Annotated in this window: 16 protein-coding genes; 11 read left to right on the plus strand and 5 right to left on the minus strand. The window is 68.6% G+C overall.

The annotated features are described in order from the left end of the window. From rnc to ACR9ZG_RS04730, 5 genes are all read left to right on the plus strand, one after another. Complete coding sequence (rnc, locus tag ACR9ZG_RS04710; RefSeq protein WP_481283666.1) at positions 1-702, plus strand: ribonuclease III; 702 nt, start codon at positions 1-3, stop codon at positions 700-702. Further along, positions 680-1,603, plus strand: a complete 924-nt coding sequence (mutM, locus tag ACR9ZG_RS04715; protein ID WP_481283667.1) for a bifunctional DNA-formamidopyrimidine glycosylase/DNA-(apurinic or apyrimidinic site) lyase — start codon at positions 680-682, stop codon at positions 1,601-1,603. The genes rnc and mutM overlap by 23 nt, the downstream gene beginning before the upstream one ends. 408 nt (positions 1,604-2,011) lie before the next feature. Next, positions 2,012-2,854 carry a HamA C-terminal domain-containing protein gene (locus tag ACR9ZG_RS04720; RefSeq protein ID WP_481283668.1) on the plus strand — a complete coding sequence of 281 codons (843 nt, stop codon included), beginning with the start codon at positions 2,012-2,014 and terminating at the stop codon, positions 2,852-2,854. Continuing rightward, a complete protein-coding gene (locus ACR9ZG_RS04725) occupies positions 2,854-4,965 on the plus strand; it encodes a DEAD/DEAH box helicase (RefSeq protein WP_481283669.1) in 2,112 nt (703 codons plus the stop codon). Before ACR9ZG_RS04720 ends, ACR9ZG_RS04725 begins: the two co-directional genes overlap by 1 nt. Then, positions 4,899-5,600, plus strand: coding sequence for a zinc finger domain-containing protein (locus ACR9ZG_RS04730; RefSeq protein ID WP_481283704.1), 702 nt, complete (start codon positions 4,899-4,901; stop codon positions 5,598-5,600). Before ACR9ZG_RS04725 ends, ACR9ZG_RS04730 begins: the two co-directional genes overlap by 67 nt. A gap of 52 nt (positions 5,601-5,652) precedes the next feature. On the opposite strand, the gene ACR9ZG_RS04735 is transcribed toward ACR9ZG_RS04730, so the two are convergent. Genes ACR9ZG_RS04735 through ACR9ZG_RS04750 form a run of 4 tightly spaced genes read right to left on the minus strand, consistent with a single transcriptional unit; the run spans position 5,653 to position 10,314 of the window. Further along, complete coding sequence (locus tag ACR9ZG_RS04735) at positions 5,653-6,036, minus strand: RidA family protein (RefSeq protein ID WP_481283670.1); 384 nt, start codon at positions 6,034-6,036, stop codon at positions 5,653-5,655. Between the two features lie 50 nt (positions 6,037-6,086). Further along, positions 6,087-7,682 carry an N-acyl-D-amino-acid deacylase family protein gene (locus ACR9ZG_RS04740; protein ID WP_481283671.1) on the minus strand — a complete coding sequence of 532 codons (1,596 nt, stop codon included), beginning with the start codon at positions 7,680-7,682 and terminating at the stop codon, positions 6,087-6,089. Positions 7,683-7,693: 11 nt separating this feature from the next. Further along, on the minus strand, positions 7,694-8,950 hold the full coding sequence (locus ACR9ZG_RS04745) for a type III PLP-dependent enzyme domain-containing protein (RefSeq protein ID WP_481283672.1): 1,257 nt from the start codon (positions 8,948-8,950) through the stop codon (positions 7,694-7,696). Positions 8,951-8,964: 14 nt separating this feature from the next. Then, positions 8,965-10,314 carry an MFS transporter gene (locus ACR9ZG_RS04750; protein WP_481283673.1) on the minus strand — a complete coding sequence of 450 codons (1,350 nt, stop codon included), beginning with the start codon at positions 10,312-10,314 and terminating at the stop codon, positions 8,965-8,967. Positions 10,315-10,435: 121 nt separating this feature from the next. Between ACR9ZG_RS04750 and ACR9ZG_RS04755 the strand changes: the two genes are divergently transcribed. From ACR9ZG_RS04755 to ACR9ZG_RS04775, 5 genes are all read left to right on the plus strand, one after another. Further along, on the plus strand, positions 10,436-11,158 hold the full coding sequence (locus tag ACR9ZG_RS04755) for a helix-turn-helix transcriptional regulator (protein WP_481283674.1): 723 nt from the start codon (positions 10,436-10,438) through the stop codon (positions 11,156-11,158). Further along, entirely contained in the window at positions 11,155-12,132 is a 978-nt protein-coding gene (locus ACR9ZG_RS04760) for a sugar kinase (RefSeq protein ID WP_481283675.1), read from the plus strand. The genes ACR9ZG_RS04755 and ACR9ZG_RS04760 overlap by 4 nt, the downstream gene beginning before the upstream one ends. A gap of 17 nt (positions 12,133-12,149) precedes the next feature. Further along, on the plus strand, positions 12,150-12,770 hold the full coding sequence (locus ACR9ZG_RS04765) for a bifunctional 4-hydroxy-2-oxoglutarate aldolase/2-dehydro-3-deoxy-phosphogluconate aldolase (RefSeq protein WP_481283676.1): 621 nt from the start codon (positions 12,150-12,152) through the stop codon (positions 12,768-12,770). Beyond that, entirely contained in the window at positions 12,767-13,177 is a 411-nt protein-coding gene (locus tag ACR9ZG_RS04770) for a rhodanese-like domain-containing protein (protein ID WP_481283677.1), read from the plus strand. The genes ACR9ZG_RS04765 and ACR9ZG_RS04770 overlap by 4 nt, the downstream gene beginning before the upstream one ends. Before the next feature lie 95 nt (positions 13,178-13,272). Beyond that, a complete protein-coding gene (locus ACR9ZG_RS04775) occupies positions 13,273-14,055 on the plus strand; it encodes an aquaporin (RefSeq protein ID WP_481283678.1) in 783 nt (260 codons plus the stop codon). Positions 14,056-14,059: 4 nt separating this feature from the next. Here ACR9ZG_RS04775 and ACR9ZG_RS04780 read toward each other — a convergent pair whose 3' ends face one another. Next, on the minus strand, positions 14,060-15,127 hold the full coding sequence (locus ACR9ZG_RS04780) for a GNAT family N-acetyltransferase (RefSeq protein ID WP_481283679.1): 1,068 nt from the start codon (positions 15,125-15,127) through the stop codon (positions 14,060-14,062). A 215-nt stretch (positions 15,128-15,342) separates the two neighbouring features. Between ACR9ZG_RS04780 and ACR9ZG_RS04785 the strand changes: the two genes are divergently transcribed. Continuing rightward, on the plus strand, positions 15,343-16,572 hold the full coding sequence (locus ACR9ZG_RS04785) for a branched-chain amino acid ABC transporter substrate-binding protein (protein ID WP_481283680.1): 1,230 nt from the start codon (positions 15,343-15,345) through the stop codon (positions 16,570-16,572). Positions 16,573-16,663: the final 91 nt, after the last annotated feature.

Genomic DNA, 16,663 nt, shown 5'->3' on the forward strand with positions numbered 1-16,663 from the left:
ATCCCTCCCCCCCGCCCCCGGCCGCCGACGGGGGGGGCCTCCACCCCCCCCGAGCTTCTCGAGCTTGCGCTGACCCATCGTTCGTACGCGTACGAGCACGGCGGCATCCCCACCAACGAGCGCCTCGAGTTCCTCGGCGACTCCATCCTGGGGCAGGCCGTCACCGTCAAGCTGTATCGCGAGAACCCGGACCTCGACGAGGGCGAGCTCGCGAAGCGCCGCGCCAGCCTGGTCAGCTCCGTCGCCCTGGCGGAGGTCGCCCGCGGCATCGGCCTGGGGGAGTACCTCCGGCTCGGCCGCGGCGAGAACCAGAGCGGCGGCCGCGAGAAGGCGTCCATCCTGGCCGACACCGTCGAGGCGATCATCGGCGCGACCTACCTCGACCGGGGCGGCGACGTCGCGACCGCGCTGGTCCTGCGGCTGATCGAGCCGCTGCTCGCGGATCCCGACCGGTTCGGCGCCGCGATGGACCCGAAGACCGCGCTGCAGGAGGCCGCCGCCCGCCGCGGTGCCGGCGCGCCCGTGTACACGGTCACGAACACCGGCCCCGACCACTCCAAGACGTTCCACGCGACCGTCGAGGTGGAGGGCGTCGTCACCGCGAGCGGTGAGGGCACCAGCAAGAAGCAGGCCGAGATGGCCGCCGCGCTGACCGCGTGGACCGAGTTGAACGAGCGGCGTGCCCGAGCTTCCCGAGGTTGAGGTCGTCCGCGCCGGGCTCGCCCCGGCAGTGACGGGCGCGACCATCCTCGGCGTCGAGGTGTTCGAGCCGCGCTCGCTCAAGCGGCACGACCCGTTGGCCGGCGCGTTCGAGACGCTCCTGACCGGCCGCGTCATGCAGACTCCGGTCCGCCGCGGCAAGTTCCTCTGGATCCCGCTCGTGGGCAGCCCGCGCCGGGCGATCGTCGCCCACCTCGGGATGAGCGGACAGATCCTGCTGCGCGAGCCGGGGACTGTGGAGGCCGGGCTCCTGCGCATCCGCCTCCACATCGAGCACCCGCTTCACGGCGAGCTGTGGGTGCACTTCGTGGACCAGCGCATCTTCGGCTCGATGGCGGTCGACCAGCTGGTGGCGACGGCGGACGGCGAGCACGGCGGCTTCGGCACGGACGAGCCGCTCCTCCCGACGCAGGTCGCCCACATCGCCCGCGACCCGCTCGACCCGGCTTTCGACGACGCGGCGTTCGCGGCCGCGCTGGCCCGCAAGCGCACCGGCATCAAGCGCGGCCTGCTCGACCAGACGCTGGTCAGCGGCATCGGCAACATCTACGCCGACGAGTCGCTGTGGGCCGCGCGCATCCACTACGACCAGCCGGCGGACACGCTGAGCCGGCAGAAGGTCCGCACGCTGCTCACCGAGATCCGCCACGTGCTCGAGAAGGCGCTGGCCGAGGGAGGCACGAGCTTCGACGCGCAGTACGTCAACGTCAACGGCGCCTCCGGCTACTTCTCGCACAGCCTCAACGTCTACGGCCGCCAGGGCGAGCCCTGCCCGCGCTGCGGGACGCCGATCGTGCGCGAGCAGTTCATGAACCGCGGATCGCACTTCTGCCCGCGATGCCAGCGAAGCGTTCGTTCTCAGTCGCCGTCAAGATCTGTGTAGCCCTGCGTCCCAGGTGCGCTTCAAGTGCGCTTTGTACCGCGTGAATGCTATCTACGGTTTCGTCATTGGAATTGCGCCCGCAACGTTTGGGCTTGTTCGGCGCGGCTTCTGATACAAGGCCCGCGCTGTTGACGAGGCAGTCAGCGCGGTGTTGGTGAGAAGGCGGCTGAGGGCCTCGTAAAGGGGCGTTAGCAACACTGTTGACCAGCCGCGCAATGGACTAGCTCGCCCGTGATCGCCAATCCGGCCGACATACGTTATAGGCGTCCTGGGGAAGTCGGACGCCCGCGAGTCTTGCGGGCAGCCGATGGAAACACCTCTGGCTCCCAGCCGCCGTCGATTCCGGAGGTTTAGGGCGGACGCCGATATTGTTGCACCGGGTGGTCACGTCCAAGAGGAAGGCAAAGTATGCCGGTACTGCAGGTTCGAGTCGAACTCGTACCCAACTCCATCGCTGCTAACGCTTTATGCGCTGGCTACGAGTTGGGTACCTGGCGAGCGAGCCAACTCGTCGAAGATGTCTTCGATCGCCACCTGCTGGATTTTGCCCTCACCTATACAGAGGCAAAAGGCGTTTCCAGCAGCACAGCCCTGCAGTCCATCAGGGATGCAGCGGTATCCGTGTACTCGACTGATAAGTATCGGCGACGCGGCGAATTCGGTGAACTTCTCCTGCACTCCGCGCTAGTGGACTTCTATGGCGCAGAGCCCGCGGTCAGCAAGATCTACTACGAGGACTCTTCAAACGACGTTGTCAAGGGGTTCGACAGCGTTCATGTCGTAGCGGATAGCAACGGCGACTTGAAGATTTGGCTAGGAGAGGCGAAGTTTTATTCGTCGCTCGACAGCGCCATGGATAGCGTGCTCGACGACATACAGGCGCACCTACGAATCGATTTTCTCCGCAGGGAGTTTGTGTTCATCACCCGCAAGGTGGACGCCTCCTGGCCGCACGCTCAGCATTTTAAGGACATGATCGCGCGCGCTCAAAGTCTGGACGATATTGCGAATTCGATCGTCATGCCGATCTTCTTGACGTATGACAGCGACGCAGTCGACAGTCACGATGTCGTAGGCGCCAGCTACATTGCCGCAATGACCGACGAGACAGCAGCCGCACTGTCGAGATTCGAGTCGCGGCTGACCAAGCCGCTAGAAGTTGAGATTCGTCTGATACTTCTTCCGTTAAAGTCAAAGGAAAAGTTGGTGGAACTGATGCACGCAAAACTGAAAGCTCTGCAGGGGATCTAATGGCAACCGACGACTTCGCTGCGCTGCGCGATATCTCCAACTTGCTGTTGACTGACGAATATGAGCAGGAAGCCCGCGACCGCTTTATTCGGTTCTTGGATCAATACCCGGGCAAGGGCCCTCTGAGCGTAATCGTCGATTCACTGGCGGCAAGATTGGGACTATTCCCGTACATGTCCCCGAACCTCGACAAGGTGAGTGAAGCAGAGGCTCTTATGGTTGCTTATCACTCTCCCCGCGCTCTAAGCAAGCGAGGGTTTACTTTCCACTCGGAGCAACAGAAGATATACGAGCGCCTCATGGACGGCGCGAGCGTCATACTCTCGGCCCCAACGTCCTTTGGGAAATCCGCAATCGTGGACGCTCTGGTCCTGTCCGAAAAGTGGGAGAACATCGTAATCGTCGTTCCGACCATTTCACTGATCGATGAGACACGACGTCGACTTGTCGAGCTCGATACGGGCTACACGATCGTTTCACACCCCAGCCAACAACCTGCGCTCAAGAACATTTATGTGCTTACGCAGGAGCGTTTCTTGGAGCTCGATCCGATGCCCTTGGTTGATTTCTTCATAATCGATGAATTCTATAAGCTCGGAGACGGTGAAACCGACGAAAAGCGGAGGTCAAATCTCAACATCGCCTGGCGGCTCCTCCGTAAAACAGGAGCCCAGTATTACCTTCTGGGCCCCAACATCGATGCTTTAGGATTCGATTCGGACAGTGAGTTGTCGGAGTCTTTCATCTCGTCAGACTTCAATCCCGTAGTCGTTGATGTCGAGGACCGGTCCCACATCGAAGACCGACTCTCAGATATGAAGGCGTTCCTAGACGAGGAAGCCGATGGGCCGAGCCTGATCTTCGTAAGTAGCCCAGGGCGTGCTAACGAGGTTGCATTCGAGCTCGCCACGGGAGCTGCCGACCCACTGGTGATTGATATCGCTGACTGGATCGCAGAGCATTACGATCCGGAGTGGTTCGTTGCCAAAGCTCTGCGTGGAGGTGTGGGTACACACACCGGTCCGATGCCGCGGAGTTTGCAGCGAGCGATGATTCGCCTGTTTGCAATGGAAAAGATTGATCGCCTTGTGTGCACGACAACGCTGATCGAGGGAGTGAACACCGTAGCGAGAAATGTCGTCATTTACGATAAGAAGATCGATCGCAAGCCGATCGACTTCTTCACTTTCTCGAACATCCGAGGCAGAGCCGGACGTATGCTCAAACACTTCGTGGGTCGAGTCGTGTCCTATGCCGATCAACCCGAACCGGAGACCGCGACAGTGGATCTTCCTATCGAATCACAATCGCGAGCAGCGTCCCTCGCAACTTTGATCCAGCTCGAGCCATTCGAACTAACCCAGGAGTCCGCGGAGAGGTTACACGATGTCCTCGAGCAGAACGTTCTCTCGATCGACACTATTCGCCGGAATCGAGGTCTTGATCCTCTACTGCAGATCGGTGCCGCACGCCACATGCGTGAGAGCGGGAGAAGCGAATTCCGTGACCTGTCTTGGAGTGGCACCCCAACCCGGGAGCAACTGGCAGCGGTTGTGTCGCTCGGGTATGACGAGTTGATCGTGGGGCGCGATCGAAGCGGAGAGAATGCAAAATCTATCCTCGCGAAGCTCGGTGCTGCTCGGGCTGCACGAGGCGATGTGGGTGCCCTGGTCGACGCGGCAATGCCATACATTCGCCCTGGTCAGACGCGGAGCAATGTGGTCGATGATGTGCTTAGCTTTCAGCGCAACTGGATGGGCTTCAAAATCCCTTCCATGTTGCGCGCCGCTAGCTCGATCCAACGCGAAGTTGCTCAGGATCGAGGCGAACGTGCTTCCAATTACGAGTACGTAATTCGAGAAATTGAATCTCTGTATCTCCCCGCGTTCATCGCTGAACTTGAGGACTACGGGTTGCCTATTCCTGTAGGTGCGAAGCTTGCAAGCATGGGGCTGCGTGGCGACAGCATTGAAGAAGTCGTGTCCTCGGTCGTGCGTATGGCCAAGGACCAACGAGTCCTTTCCGCGCTTACGAAGGTGGATCGCTGGTTCCTCTCAGACGTAGCGTCCGGACTGTCACGAGAGATGCCGATGATCGCATCTACGGATTAGTCGAGGATGCCGACATACTTCACACCAATTCGGACAACCTCATCGGAAGTCACGAGGGGGGTGATGTAGTTGGGACTCGAATGTGCATCTTCGGCTCGATGGCGGTCGACCAGCTGGTGGCGACGGCGGACGGCGAGCACGGCGGCTTCGGCACGGACGAGCCGCTCCTCCCGACGCAGGTCGCCCACATCGCCCGCGACCCGCTCGACCCGGCTTTCGACGACGCGGCGTTCGCGGCCGCGCTGGCCCGCAAGCGCACCGGCATCAAGCGCGGCCTGCTCGACCAGACGCTGGTCAGCGGCATCGGCAACATCTACGCCGACGAGTCGCTGTGGGCCGCGCGCATCCACTACGACCAGCCGGCGGACACGCTGAGCCGGCAGAAGGTCCGCACGCTGCTCACCGAGATCCGCCACGTGCTCGAGAAGGCGCTGGCCGAGGGAGGCACGAGCTTCGACGCGCAGTACGTCAACGTCAACGGCGCCTCCGGCTACTTCTCGCACAGCCTCAACGTCTACGGCCGCCAGGGCGAGCCCTGCCCGCGCTGCGGGACCCCGATCGTGCGCGAGCAGTTCATGAACCGCGGATCGCACTTCTGCCCGCGGTGCCAGCGGGTGCGCGCCTCGCGGCACTGAAGGCGAACGCCCGACGGCGGGGAGCCCGCATCGGGCTCCCCGCCGTCGCGGGTCACGCCTGCGGCAGCGCCGCGACGACGTCGATCTCGACGAGGATGTTCGCGAGCTGCGAGCCCACGGTCGTCCGCACCGGGTACGGCGCGGTGAAGAACTCCTCGTAGGCCGTGTTGAACTCGGCGAAGTCGGCGAGGTCCTGGAGGTGGACCGTCGACTTGACGATGTCGTCCATCGTCAGGCCGTGCACCGCGAGGACCGTCTGGATGTTGCGCAGCACCTGGCGGGTCTGGTCGCAGACGTTGTCCGCGATCGCGTTGCCGTTCGCGGCGTCCTGCGGGCCGAACCCGGCCGTGTACAGGAAGCCGTTCGCGACGACCCCGTGGCTGTAGGGTCCGGCGGGGGCCGGTGCGCCCTCTGCGTAGAAGCCGGTCTTCGGCATGGTGTTGTTCCTTTCTGTTGACAACAGGGGTCATCCCCGTGCGGGGAGGTTCAGGGGCGCCCGGCACCGGTGCGGCGCAGCCCGCGGCCGGGGAGGGCGCCGGTCGGCTCGCCGTCGGCGAGGACGCGCTCACCGCCGACGAAGACGTCGTCGATGCCGACGGCCGTCTCGCGCGGCTGCTCGTAGGTGGCGCGGTCGGCGACGGTCGCCGGGTCCACGATCGCGAGGTCGGCCACCGCTCCCGGCGCGACGACGCCGCGCCGGTCGAGGCCGAACCGGCGGGCCGGCAGGGTGGAGAGGTGATGGACGGCGTCCGGCCAGCTCCACGCGCCCAGCTCGCGCACGAACTCGCGGAGGTAGCGGGCGAACGTACCGGCCGCGCGGGGGTGCGGGTGCGCGCCGATGAAGATGCCGTCGGAGCCGCCGGTGTGGGCAGGGTGGGCGAAGATGCGGGCGAGCTCGGCGCTGGAGCGTGGGCTCCGCACCGCCATGACCGCGCTGCATTCGAGCCGCGAGGCCGCGAGCACGTCGAGCGCGAAGTCGATCGGGGTGGTGGCGGCGCGCTCGGCGGCGGCGCGCAGGGTGAGCCCGTGTGCCCAGGCGGGGCCGGGGGAGGCGATGTGGGCGAGCGTGATCATGTCGGGCCAGTCGGGGCCGAGGCTCGCGGAGCCGGTCGCGCGCCGCTCGCCGACCTCCCGCAGCCAGGCGCGACGCGACGGGTCGGCGATCACCGCCACGGCCTCCGCCCGGGGGAGCGCCGAGACCTCCGGCGGCAGGAGGGGCATGCCCAGCAGGGTGCAGCCGCGGGTGTACGGATACGCGTCGAAGGTGGCGTCCACCCCGGTCTCCTCGAGCGCGGCGAGCTGTCCGAGCAGGATGTCGGCATCGGCGTGGAAGTGCGAGACGTGCACATTCAGCGGCGCGCCGGACTCCTCCTGGGCACGGCGCGCGATGTCGGCGATCTCCGCGATCCCTGCGGCCGTGTTCGACTCGTAGCCGCCGCGCATGTGGGTGACGTAGACGCCTCCGCTCGCCGCGACGGGTGCGCAGAGGGCGGCGATCTCGGCCGCGTCCTGGAAGATGCCGGGCACGTAGTCGAGCCCGGTCGAGAGGCCCAGCGCGCCCGCGGCCATCCCCTCGGCGACGAGGGCGGCCATGCGCCGACGCTCGTCGTCGCTCGCCGGGCGGTCGTGGCGGCCGCACACCTCGAAGCGCACGGTCCCGGCCGGCACGAGATAGCCGGCGTTGAGCGGGGAGGCGCCGTCGACGGCGGAGAGGTAGGAGGCCACCCCGCCGCCGCGATAGGAGGGGTGCGGCCCGTTGATAGCCGCGAAGTACTCGGTCGCGTAGGCGCCGTCGCCCGGCGCGTACGACACGCCGTCCTGCCCGGCGATGACCGAGGTGACGCCCTGGCGCAGCAGTGCGCGGGTGACGTCGGGGTCGCCGAGCAGGCCGTCCGCGTGGGAGTGGGCGTCGATGAACCCCGGCAGGACGTACCGGCCGGAGACGTCGAGCACCCGGTCGGAGGGCTCGGCAGTGACGTCGCCGACCGCCGCGACATCGCCGCCCTCGATCGCCACGTCGGCGCGGACCGGCCTCTCGGGGCCGATCACCGATCCGCCGCGCAGCACCGTACGAGTGGTCATCCGGCGCCTCCTCAGAACCAGGTGCGTACGAGGTCGACGACCCGGTCGGACGCGGCCGACTCGACGACGGGCAGCAGGCGCCACTTGTCGAACGCCGTGCACGGGTGCGACAGGCCCAGCCGGATCTCCGCCCCGATCGGCAGGCGCTCCTCGGAGCGCACGTACGAGTGCTGGTCGTTCATCGCCGACACCGTGGCCTGAAGGGGGCGCCACGGCTCCGACGAAGCAGGTCGCCAGGCCCGTGGGATCGGCAGACCTTCGTCGTACGGGAAGTCCCGCTTGCCGCCGTCGACCAGCGCGAGACCCGGTTCCGGGCTCGACACCACGCGGGCGAACCCGTGCATGGCGTTGACGAAGCGCGGAGAATCCGGACCCTCCGCGCTCTCGTCGAACGGCGAGATGCCGCGGTAGAAGCCGTCGTCGTGGGTGATGTACGCGCCGGAGCGCAGGGTGAAGCGTGTCCGCTCGTCGCGAGCGGCCCCCGCCCAGACGTCGGCGACGACGTCGAAGTAGGCGCTGCCCCCGGCGGTCACGATCAGCTCGCCGTCGTCGTAGAGCGGAGCGAGTGCGCTGTGCAGCTCCAGCTGGGCCTCCAGGTACGCCGTCACCGCGCCGAGGGGGGCGGGGGAGCGGTCGTGCCCGAGGCTGCCCTCGTAGCCGGAGACCCCGGCGAGGCGCAGCACGGGGGAGGCGGCGATGCGTTCGGCGACCGCGACGGCCTGCGCGACCGACCGCGCACCCGTCCGGCCGCCGGCCGCGCCGAGCTCGACGCACACGTCGACCGCCCGCGGCGCACCGGCCGCGGCCAGTCCGTGCTCCATCGCCTCGACCGTGGCGACGGAGTCGGCCCAGCACACGAATCGGAAGCCGGGGTCGGCCAGTTGCTCCGCGAGCCAGACGAGCGACCGGGGGTCGACGGCCGCGTTGGCGAGCATGATCGACCGGAGGCCGAGGTCGCGTCCGGTGCGCACCTGACCCATCGTCGCCAGGGTGATGCCGGTCGCCCCGGCGTCGAGCTGCCGCTGCCAGAGCGCGGGGGCCATCGTCGTCTTGCCGTGCGGCATGATGTCGAAGCCGCGCTCGGCGCACCAGGCCGCCATGGTCGCGATGTTGGCGTCCATCGCGGCGTCGTCGAGTGCGATGAGGGGGGTCCAGAACTCCTCCAGACGGGGAGCCGTCGCGAGGAACTCGGCGATCGTCCGCCCAACTGCCCGATCGGGCAGCCCTTTGTCGCGTGCGGTCAGCAGCGCGTCATCCATCCGGATCATCCTGGACCCTCCCCTCAGCGGACCTTCTTGACCGACGCGGTCGTGGCCGCGAGCTCGTGCAGCCGCCCGGCGCCTTCGACATCGGGCCGGATCGACGCCGCCAGCGTAGCGATCACGCCCACGATGGAGATGACGGCCGCATACGCGACGACGGGCCAGAACGAGCCGCCCGCGGCCGCCACGAGCGCCGTGCAGATCAGCGGGGCCAGTCCGCCGCCGAGCGTGTTGGACACCTGGTAGCCGATGTTGACGCCGGTCGTGCGCGCCTCCGGGTCGAACATCTCCGCGAGCATCGTCGAGAGCGTCGCCTGCATGGCCACGCCGAACACGACGAACCCGAGGATCTGGCCCAGCCAGATCAGCCACAGGTTCCCCGTGCTGAACAGCATGAACGCGGGGTAGACCATCAGGGCGAAGCCGACGCAGCCGATGATGTACACCGTCCGGCGGCCGATGCGGTCCGAGATCGCTCCCCAGAGCGGGGCGACGACGATCTGCAGCAGCCCGACGATCATCGTTCCGGCGAAGCCCATCCACGCGGGGAGGTTCTTGTCCGACACCATGAACGCCAGCCCGTAGGTGAGCACGACGTAGCCGGCGATCGACTGCGGCAGCCCGATCAGGATGCCCATGATCGCGTTCTTCGGGTGGCGGAACGCCTCGACCAGCGGGTTCGCCTTCTTACCGGCCGCGGCGATCTGCAGCGCCTGCGTGTCGAGGAACTCCTCCGACTCCTCCAGGTGGCGGCGCAGCACGACCGCCACGATCGCGAGCACGAGCGAGAACAGGAACGGGATGCGCCAGCCCCACTGCAGGAACCACGACTCCGGCGTGAGCCCGAGTGCGGCCATGAAACCGCCGGAGACGACGTTCGCGATGCCGGCGCCGCTGATCAGGAACGCGCCGTAGAGTCCGCGCCTGCCCGTCGGGGCCGCCTCGACGACCATCGTCGCGGCTCCGCCCATCTCGCCTCCGACGAAGAAGCCCTGCAGGAGGCGGAAGAACAGCAGGAGGAGCGGGGCCGCAACGCCGATCACCTGGTCGGAGGGGATCAGGCCGATGCCGGCCGTCGCGAGCCCCATCCCGATGACGGTGCTCATCAGCACGGTCTTGCGGCCGATCCGGTCGCCGACGAGACCCCAGATGATGCCGCCGAGCGGGCGCAGGAAGAACCCGACCGCGAACGTCGCGAACGACGCGAGCTGGGCGACCACCGGGTCGTTCGACGAGAAGAAGACCGTCGGGAAGACCGCCGCCGCCGCGAGGCCGTACAGGTAGTAGTCGTAGTACTCGATGAGCGTGCCGATGGCACCGCCGGCAACGGTCTTGCGTTGCGTGCGGGACAGGCCTCGCGTTTCGGACACAGTCGTCATCCGAGCCTCCTTGCTGGGTGGGGTGTGTTGGGTGGGGACAAGCTAACAGGCGAATAGACATTCTGTCCAACTGCCGTATTATTTGTTCAGTACCCACCGTCCAGGGAGAGCGATGACGATCAGAACTGCGACCGAGCACGCCTCGGCGGCGCTCGCCGACGACGCCGCGCGTCAGACCTACGAGAGCGCGGAGGAGGTCCTGCGCCTCTACCGCCCGGTCATGCGGGCGCTCGCCGCGGCCGCCGGCCCCACGACCGAGATCGTGCTGCACAACCTCGACGGCGCCGACGTCGACCTGGGCCACACGATCGTGGCGATCGAGAACGGCCACGTCACCGGCCGCTCCGTCGGCGGCCCCTCCACCTCGCTCGGGCTCGACGTGCTGAAGGACCGCCGCGGCGATCACGACGCGTACGGCTACACCGGCTACACCAGCGACGGCCGCGAGCTGCGCTGCTCGTCGGTCTACTTCCACAACGCCGCGGGCGACATCATCGCCTCGCTGTGCGTCAACGTCGACCTCAGCCCGCTGCAGCAGGCCCGCAACGTGCTCGCCGCCCTCCTGCCGCCCGAAGGGGCCGCCCCCGATGCGCCCCGGGAGCATTTCGGCAGCGACCTGGTGAGCGTCATGGACTCGATGATCAGCGATGCCATCCGCGAGATCGGCCGGCCGGTCGAGAGCATGTCGCGCGATGACAAGATCACCGTCCTCGAGCGGCTCGACCAGCGCGGCGCGACGCAGATGCGCAAGTCGGTGGAGGCCATCGCCAAGCGGCTCGGCATCTCCCGGGTGACCGCGTACAGCTATCTCGAAGAGGCGAGGGCCCGACGGTGAGCGCTGCCACGGCGACGCCCGCCCTCATCGCGCTCGGCGAGACGATGGTGCTCCTCACCCCGCGCGATGCGACGCGCCTGGCCGACGCAGAGGACGTCCGGCTGACGATCGGCGGCGCCGAGTCCAACGTCGCCGCCCACGTGGCCGCCCTGGGCCGGCGCACGGCCTGGGTCAGCGCGCTCGGGGCGGATGTCCTCGGGCGCCGGGTGCACCGCACCGTGACCGAGCTGGGCGTGGACACGCGCTGGGTCGCGTTCGACCCGGACGCGCCCACCGGCGTCTACTTCAAGGACCCCGGGCACGGCGTCCTGTACTACCGGGCCGGTTCCGCCGCGTCGCGGATGACGGCCGAGAGCATCGCTCACGTCCCGCTCGAAGAGGCCGCGATCGTGCATCTCTCGGGGATCACCCCCGCGCTCTCGGCCGGGTGCGCCGCCATGATCGACGCGATCATCGACCGGGTGGCGGCCTCCAGGGGCGCATCGCTCAGCTTCGACATCAATCACCGGGCCGCGCTGTGGTCGGCGTCGGACGCGGCGCCCGTCCTGCTCGCGCTGGCGAACCGGTCCGACATCGTCTTCGTCGGCCTGGACGAGGCGCAGACGCTGTGGGGGTGCGCCACGCCGGAGGAGGTGCGGGCACTGATCCCGGCTCCCGCTCACCTCGTCGTCAAGGACGGCGACGTGGGTGCGACCGAGTTCTCCGCCGACGGCGCCGTCTTCGTGCCGGCGATCCCGACCGAGGTCCTCGAGGCGGTCGGCGCCGGAGACGCGTTCGCGGCGGGCTGGCTCGCCGCGATGCTCGCGGGCGACGCGTCGCCCGACCGCCTGCAGTCGGGCCACCGACGGGCGCACCTCGTGCTGCAGTCGACCGACGACGTCGTCGGCATCGTCGCGACGGACGCGACGGACGCGACGGACGCGACGGACGCGGCGGACGCGGCGGACGCGGCGGACACGATGGAGCGGCGATGACCGACCGGAAAGAAGGGATGACCGTGGACAATTCGGGATTCGAGGAGCTGTTCGGCGCTGCGCCGCTCATGGCGATCCTCCGTGGCATGGGCGCCGAGCGAAGCCTCGCCCTGTCGACGACGGCCTGGGACCTCGGCATCGACGTGGTCGAGCTGCCGATCCAGACCCCGGAGGACGTCGAGGCGCTGCGCGTCGTCGCGGCCGCCGCGAAGGAGCGCGGCAGGGTCGTCGGAGCGGGCACGGTCGTCTCGGCGGAGCACGTCGCGCAGGCGGCGTCGGCGGGTGCGGCCTTCACGGTCAGCCCCGGCTTCGATCTCGATGTCGTCCGCGCGTCGCACGACGCGGGGCTGCTCAGCATGCCCGGAGTCGCAACGGCGAGCGAGGTGCAGCTGGCCATGAAGGCGGGACTGACCTGGCTGAAGGCGTTCCCTGCCTCGGTCCTCGGCGTGCAGTGGCTCAGCGCGATGCGCGGCCCCTTCCCGCAGGCGCGCTTCGTCGCCACGGGCGGCATGAGCGCGGCCAACGCGGGCGAGTTCCTGCGCGCCGGATTCCGCGTGGTCGCCGTGGGCTCGGCGCTCGAGGACCCGGCGCAGCTCCCGCAGCTGGCCTCCCTGCTCGAGCCCGCGCAGCGGTCGTGACCGACGTGTCCGCGAGGCTGGCCCACGTCGAGGCCCGCCTCGCGTACGAGTTCGACGTGGTGGCCGCCGCCCGGGCCGTCGAAGCGGGGGAGGCCGTCCTGGTCGACACCCGGCGACGCGAGTCCTGGGAGCACGGGCACATCGCCGGCGCGCTGAACCTGCCGACCGCGGCGATCGACGCGCGGATCGGTGAGCTGCCCCGTGACCGGACCCTCGTCGTCTACGGCTGGGGTCCCGGGTGCAACGGCGCCACGCAGACCGCCCGCACCCTGCTCGCGGCGGGGCTCGACGTGCGCGAGCTGCTGGGCGGCTACGAGTACTGGGTGCGCAACGGCTTCCCGGTGGAGGCCGCGGGTGTGGTCACCCGCAGCACGCCGGACCCCCTGGTCACCGCCGAGCACCACTGAAGCCGGCCGCCGGCCGCACGGAGACGGGCTCGCGGGCGATCCACGCGCGGCTACGCTGCCGAGGTCCCCGACCCCTTCAGTGAAAGCAGTCTGTCGTGCCCGACGTCCCCCTGACCTCCGCCATCCCCGTCATCCGCACCGAGGAGCGCGCTCCCGGGCTTCGCCGCCGGCTCGCGGCCGAAGCGGCGGGCACCTTCATCCTCGTCTTCGCAGTCGTCGGCACCGCGGTGTTCTCCGCCGGGTTCGCCGGCGGAGCCGGCGGCCTGAACGCCGGGTTCACCGGTGTGGCCCTCGCGCTGGGCCTCGGCGTCGTCGTCGCCGCCTCCGCGTTCGGCCCGGTCTCCGGCGGGCACTTCAACCCCGCGGTCACGCTCGGGCTCGCGGTCGCCGGCCGCTTCGCCTGGCGGGACGTCCCCGCCTACGCGTTCGCGCAGCTGGTCGGCGCCGTCCTCGCGACGACCGTCCTGCTCCTGGTCGGTGCGGGCGGCCCGCACGGGTTCCTCGCCGATGCGCAGAAGGCCGGCTTCGCCTCCATCGGCTCCGGCCCGCTGTCGCCCGGCGGGTTCTCGGTCGGCTCCGTCTTCCTCATCGAGACCGTCGGCACGTTCGTGTTCGTCGCGGTGATCCTCGGCGTGACGACCGCCGGCGCCGAGACCGCATTCGCACCGCTCGCCATCGGTCTGACGCTGACGATGCTCGCGCTGGTCTCGATCCCCGTCTCCGACACCTCCCTGAACCCCGCCCGCGCCATCGCCTCGGCGATCTACGGCGGCCAGGAGGCGCTGGGCCAGGTCTGGCTCGCGGTCGTCCCGCCGCTGATCGGCGCGGCCATCGCGGGCGCGGTCATCCCGCGCATCGTCTCCCGGCCGGCGCGCTGACGCGTCACAGCTCCTTCTGCCAGGTCCCGGTCAGCGCGTGCGGCCGGAACCCGAAGGCGCGGTTGATCGCCAGCATCGGGTCGTTCTCGTCGGCGTTCCAGGTCAGCACGCGCCGGATGCGCGTGGCCCTGCGCTGCAGCTCGTGGAGGTTGTGCAGCTTCACGAGCGTCCCGAGCCGGTGTCCGCGGTGGTCGCGGGCGACGAGCGTGTCGTACTGCTCCGCCTTCTCGCCGTCTGCCGCGACGGCCAGCTCGGTGTAGGCGGCGAGCTCGCCCGTCGCGAGGTGCTGCGCGGCCGTCACCAGCAGCGGCTCGCCGCGGCGGGCGAGCTCGGCCTCCTGCGCGCGGACGCGGGCCGCCGTCCACTCCTCGCGATCGACGGCGAGGGCGGCCTGCGGCGCATCGATCGACATCCGGGCCTTCAGGGCGGCGAAGCCGTCCACCAGCTCGTCCGGCGCCGACCCGAACCACGAGACCACCCGGTAGCCCTGCACGGTGGAGGCGGTGCTCGCCAGCGCCGCCTCCCTCACCGCGGGCAGCGGCAGCACCAGCTCGCTGGACCGCTCGATCTGGCCCAGCCGGTAGCCGTGCCGGAGGGCGAAGCGCACGGCCGGATCCTCGCGCGGCAGCCCGGTCGCACCCACGGGCGCGTGGATCCACGGCCCGTCGGCCGGCAGCGCGGCGACGGGGTGCTCGGTGTAGACGCTGATCACGTGCCGTCCGCTCTCCGCCGCGAGCCCCTCGCCGGCGGAGAGCAGCGCCGAGCCGACGCCGCGCCCCCGTACCGCGCGCGCCACGTCGACCAGGAGGGAGGCCGTCTCGGCCTCCCGATCGAGCGGGAGGTCCACCTGCACCCGGCCGACGATCGTCCCGTCCTCGACGGCAACGAGCACCGTCTTCTCCACGTACTCCTGGGCGCTCAGCGAGGCGAGCGCCTCCTCGGGCGTCTCGACGAAGTCGTCACCGCCCCACAGGTCGACGGCGATGCGGTTGAGCACGCCGATCAGCTCCTCGAAGGCCGCCGACTCGCGCGTCCCGCAGGCGTCGGGGAGCGGCAGACGACGGATCTCCACGGGCGGCACCTCCTCGAGCCTGACGCGCCTCAGCAGCGTAACCCCGACCCGCCTCCCGTGTGAAAAACGCCGACCGATTTCGTTTCGATCGTGTAAATCTGCGCGTCCCGGTCGGTTGCAAAAGGTTGCATTCCCTGTAGTCTCAGCACACATATTCGTGGTGCGACGCGGCAACCACGCCGCGTTCGCGACGAATTCACGTCGAGAGGCAAGAGATGCTACGGAAGAAAGTCACCATCGGTGCGGCTGTTGCAGCGTCAGTCGCACTGTTCCTCGCGGGATGCGCCAACCAGGCGTCGACCGGGGGATCCACGAACGGCGCGAGCTCGGGCAAGGTCGACATCCCCGCGATCACGTCCGTGGATGTCCCGAAGGACGCCGTCCTCCCCGCGGGCGACGGAAAGGCCACGTGTCCTGCTGGCCTGACCATCGGCTACATCGGCGCGGAGACGGGCCCCAACGCCCAGCTCGGCATCAACATCTACAACGGGATCCAGCTGGCGATCGACCAGCACAACGAGTCCAACAAGGGCTGCCAGGTCGGCTTCAAGAAGTTCGACACCGAGGGCGACCCGAACAAGGCCACCGGCCCGGTCACCCAGGCCGTCAACGAGGCCGACATCATCGGCGTCGTCGGTCTCCCGTTCTCGGGCGAGTCGAAGGCCACCGGCAACATCTTCGAGCAGCAGGGTCTGGTCCACATCACCCCGTCGGCCACCAACCCCGGCCTGACGGAGAACGGCTGGAAGACCTTCTTCCGCGGCCTCGGCAACGACGCCGTCCAGGGCCCCGCGGCGGCGAAGTTCCTCACCGACCAGCTCAAGGCCAAGAAGGTCTACCTGGTCCAGGACGACTCCGACTACGGCATCGGCCTCGGCACCCAGACCTCGAAGGCGCTCGGCGACGCGCTCGTCGGCACCGACAAGGTGACCACCGGCCAGAAGGACTTCTCCGCGGTGATCTCCAAGATCATCAACGCGAAGCCGGACGCCGTCTACTACGCGGGCTACTACGCCGAGGGCGCTCCGTTCGACCAGCAGCTGGTCTCGAAGGGCTTCCAGGGCACCTTCGTCGCCCCGGACGGTGTGAAGGACGACCAGTTCATCAAGCTGGCCGGCGACGCGTCGAGCAACGCCTACTTCACCTGCCCCTGCATCCCGGGTGAGCTGATCCCGGACTTCGAGTCCGCCTACAAGTCGCTCGCGAGCGCCGAGCCGGGCACGTACTCGATCGAGGGCTACGACGCCACCACCGTCCTCCTCGCCGGCATCGACAAGGGCAAGACGACCCGCGCCGACCTGCTCGCCTGGGTCAAGGACTACGACTCGGACGGCCTGAGCAAGCACTACAAGTGGGACTCCACCGGTGAGCTCCAGGCGCCCGCCGTCTACGGCTACAAGGTCGAGAACGGCAAGATCGTCCCGATCGGCACCATCGGCGAGTAACCGACACGCGACGGTGGCCCCGGGCCGCCCCCCCGGCCCCCGGCCCCCCCCGGGTTGGCCCCCCCCCGGGCCCGGCGCCACCCTCCGTGTT

Source organism: Leifsonia sp. KNZ12-8B (assembly GCF_056755495.1).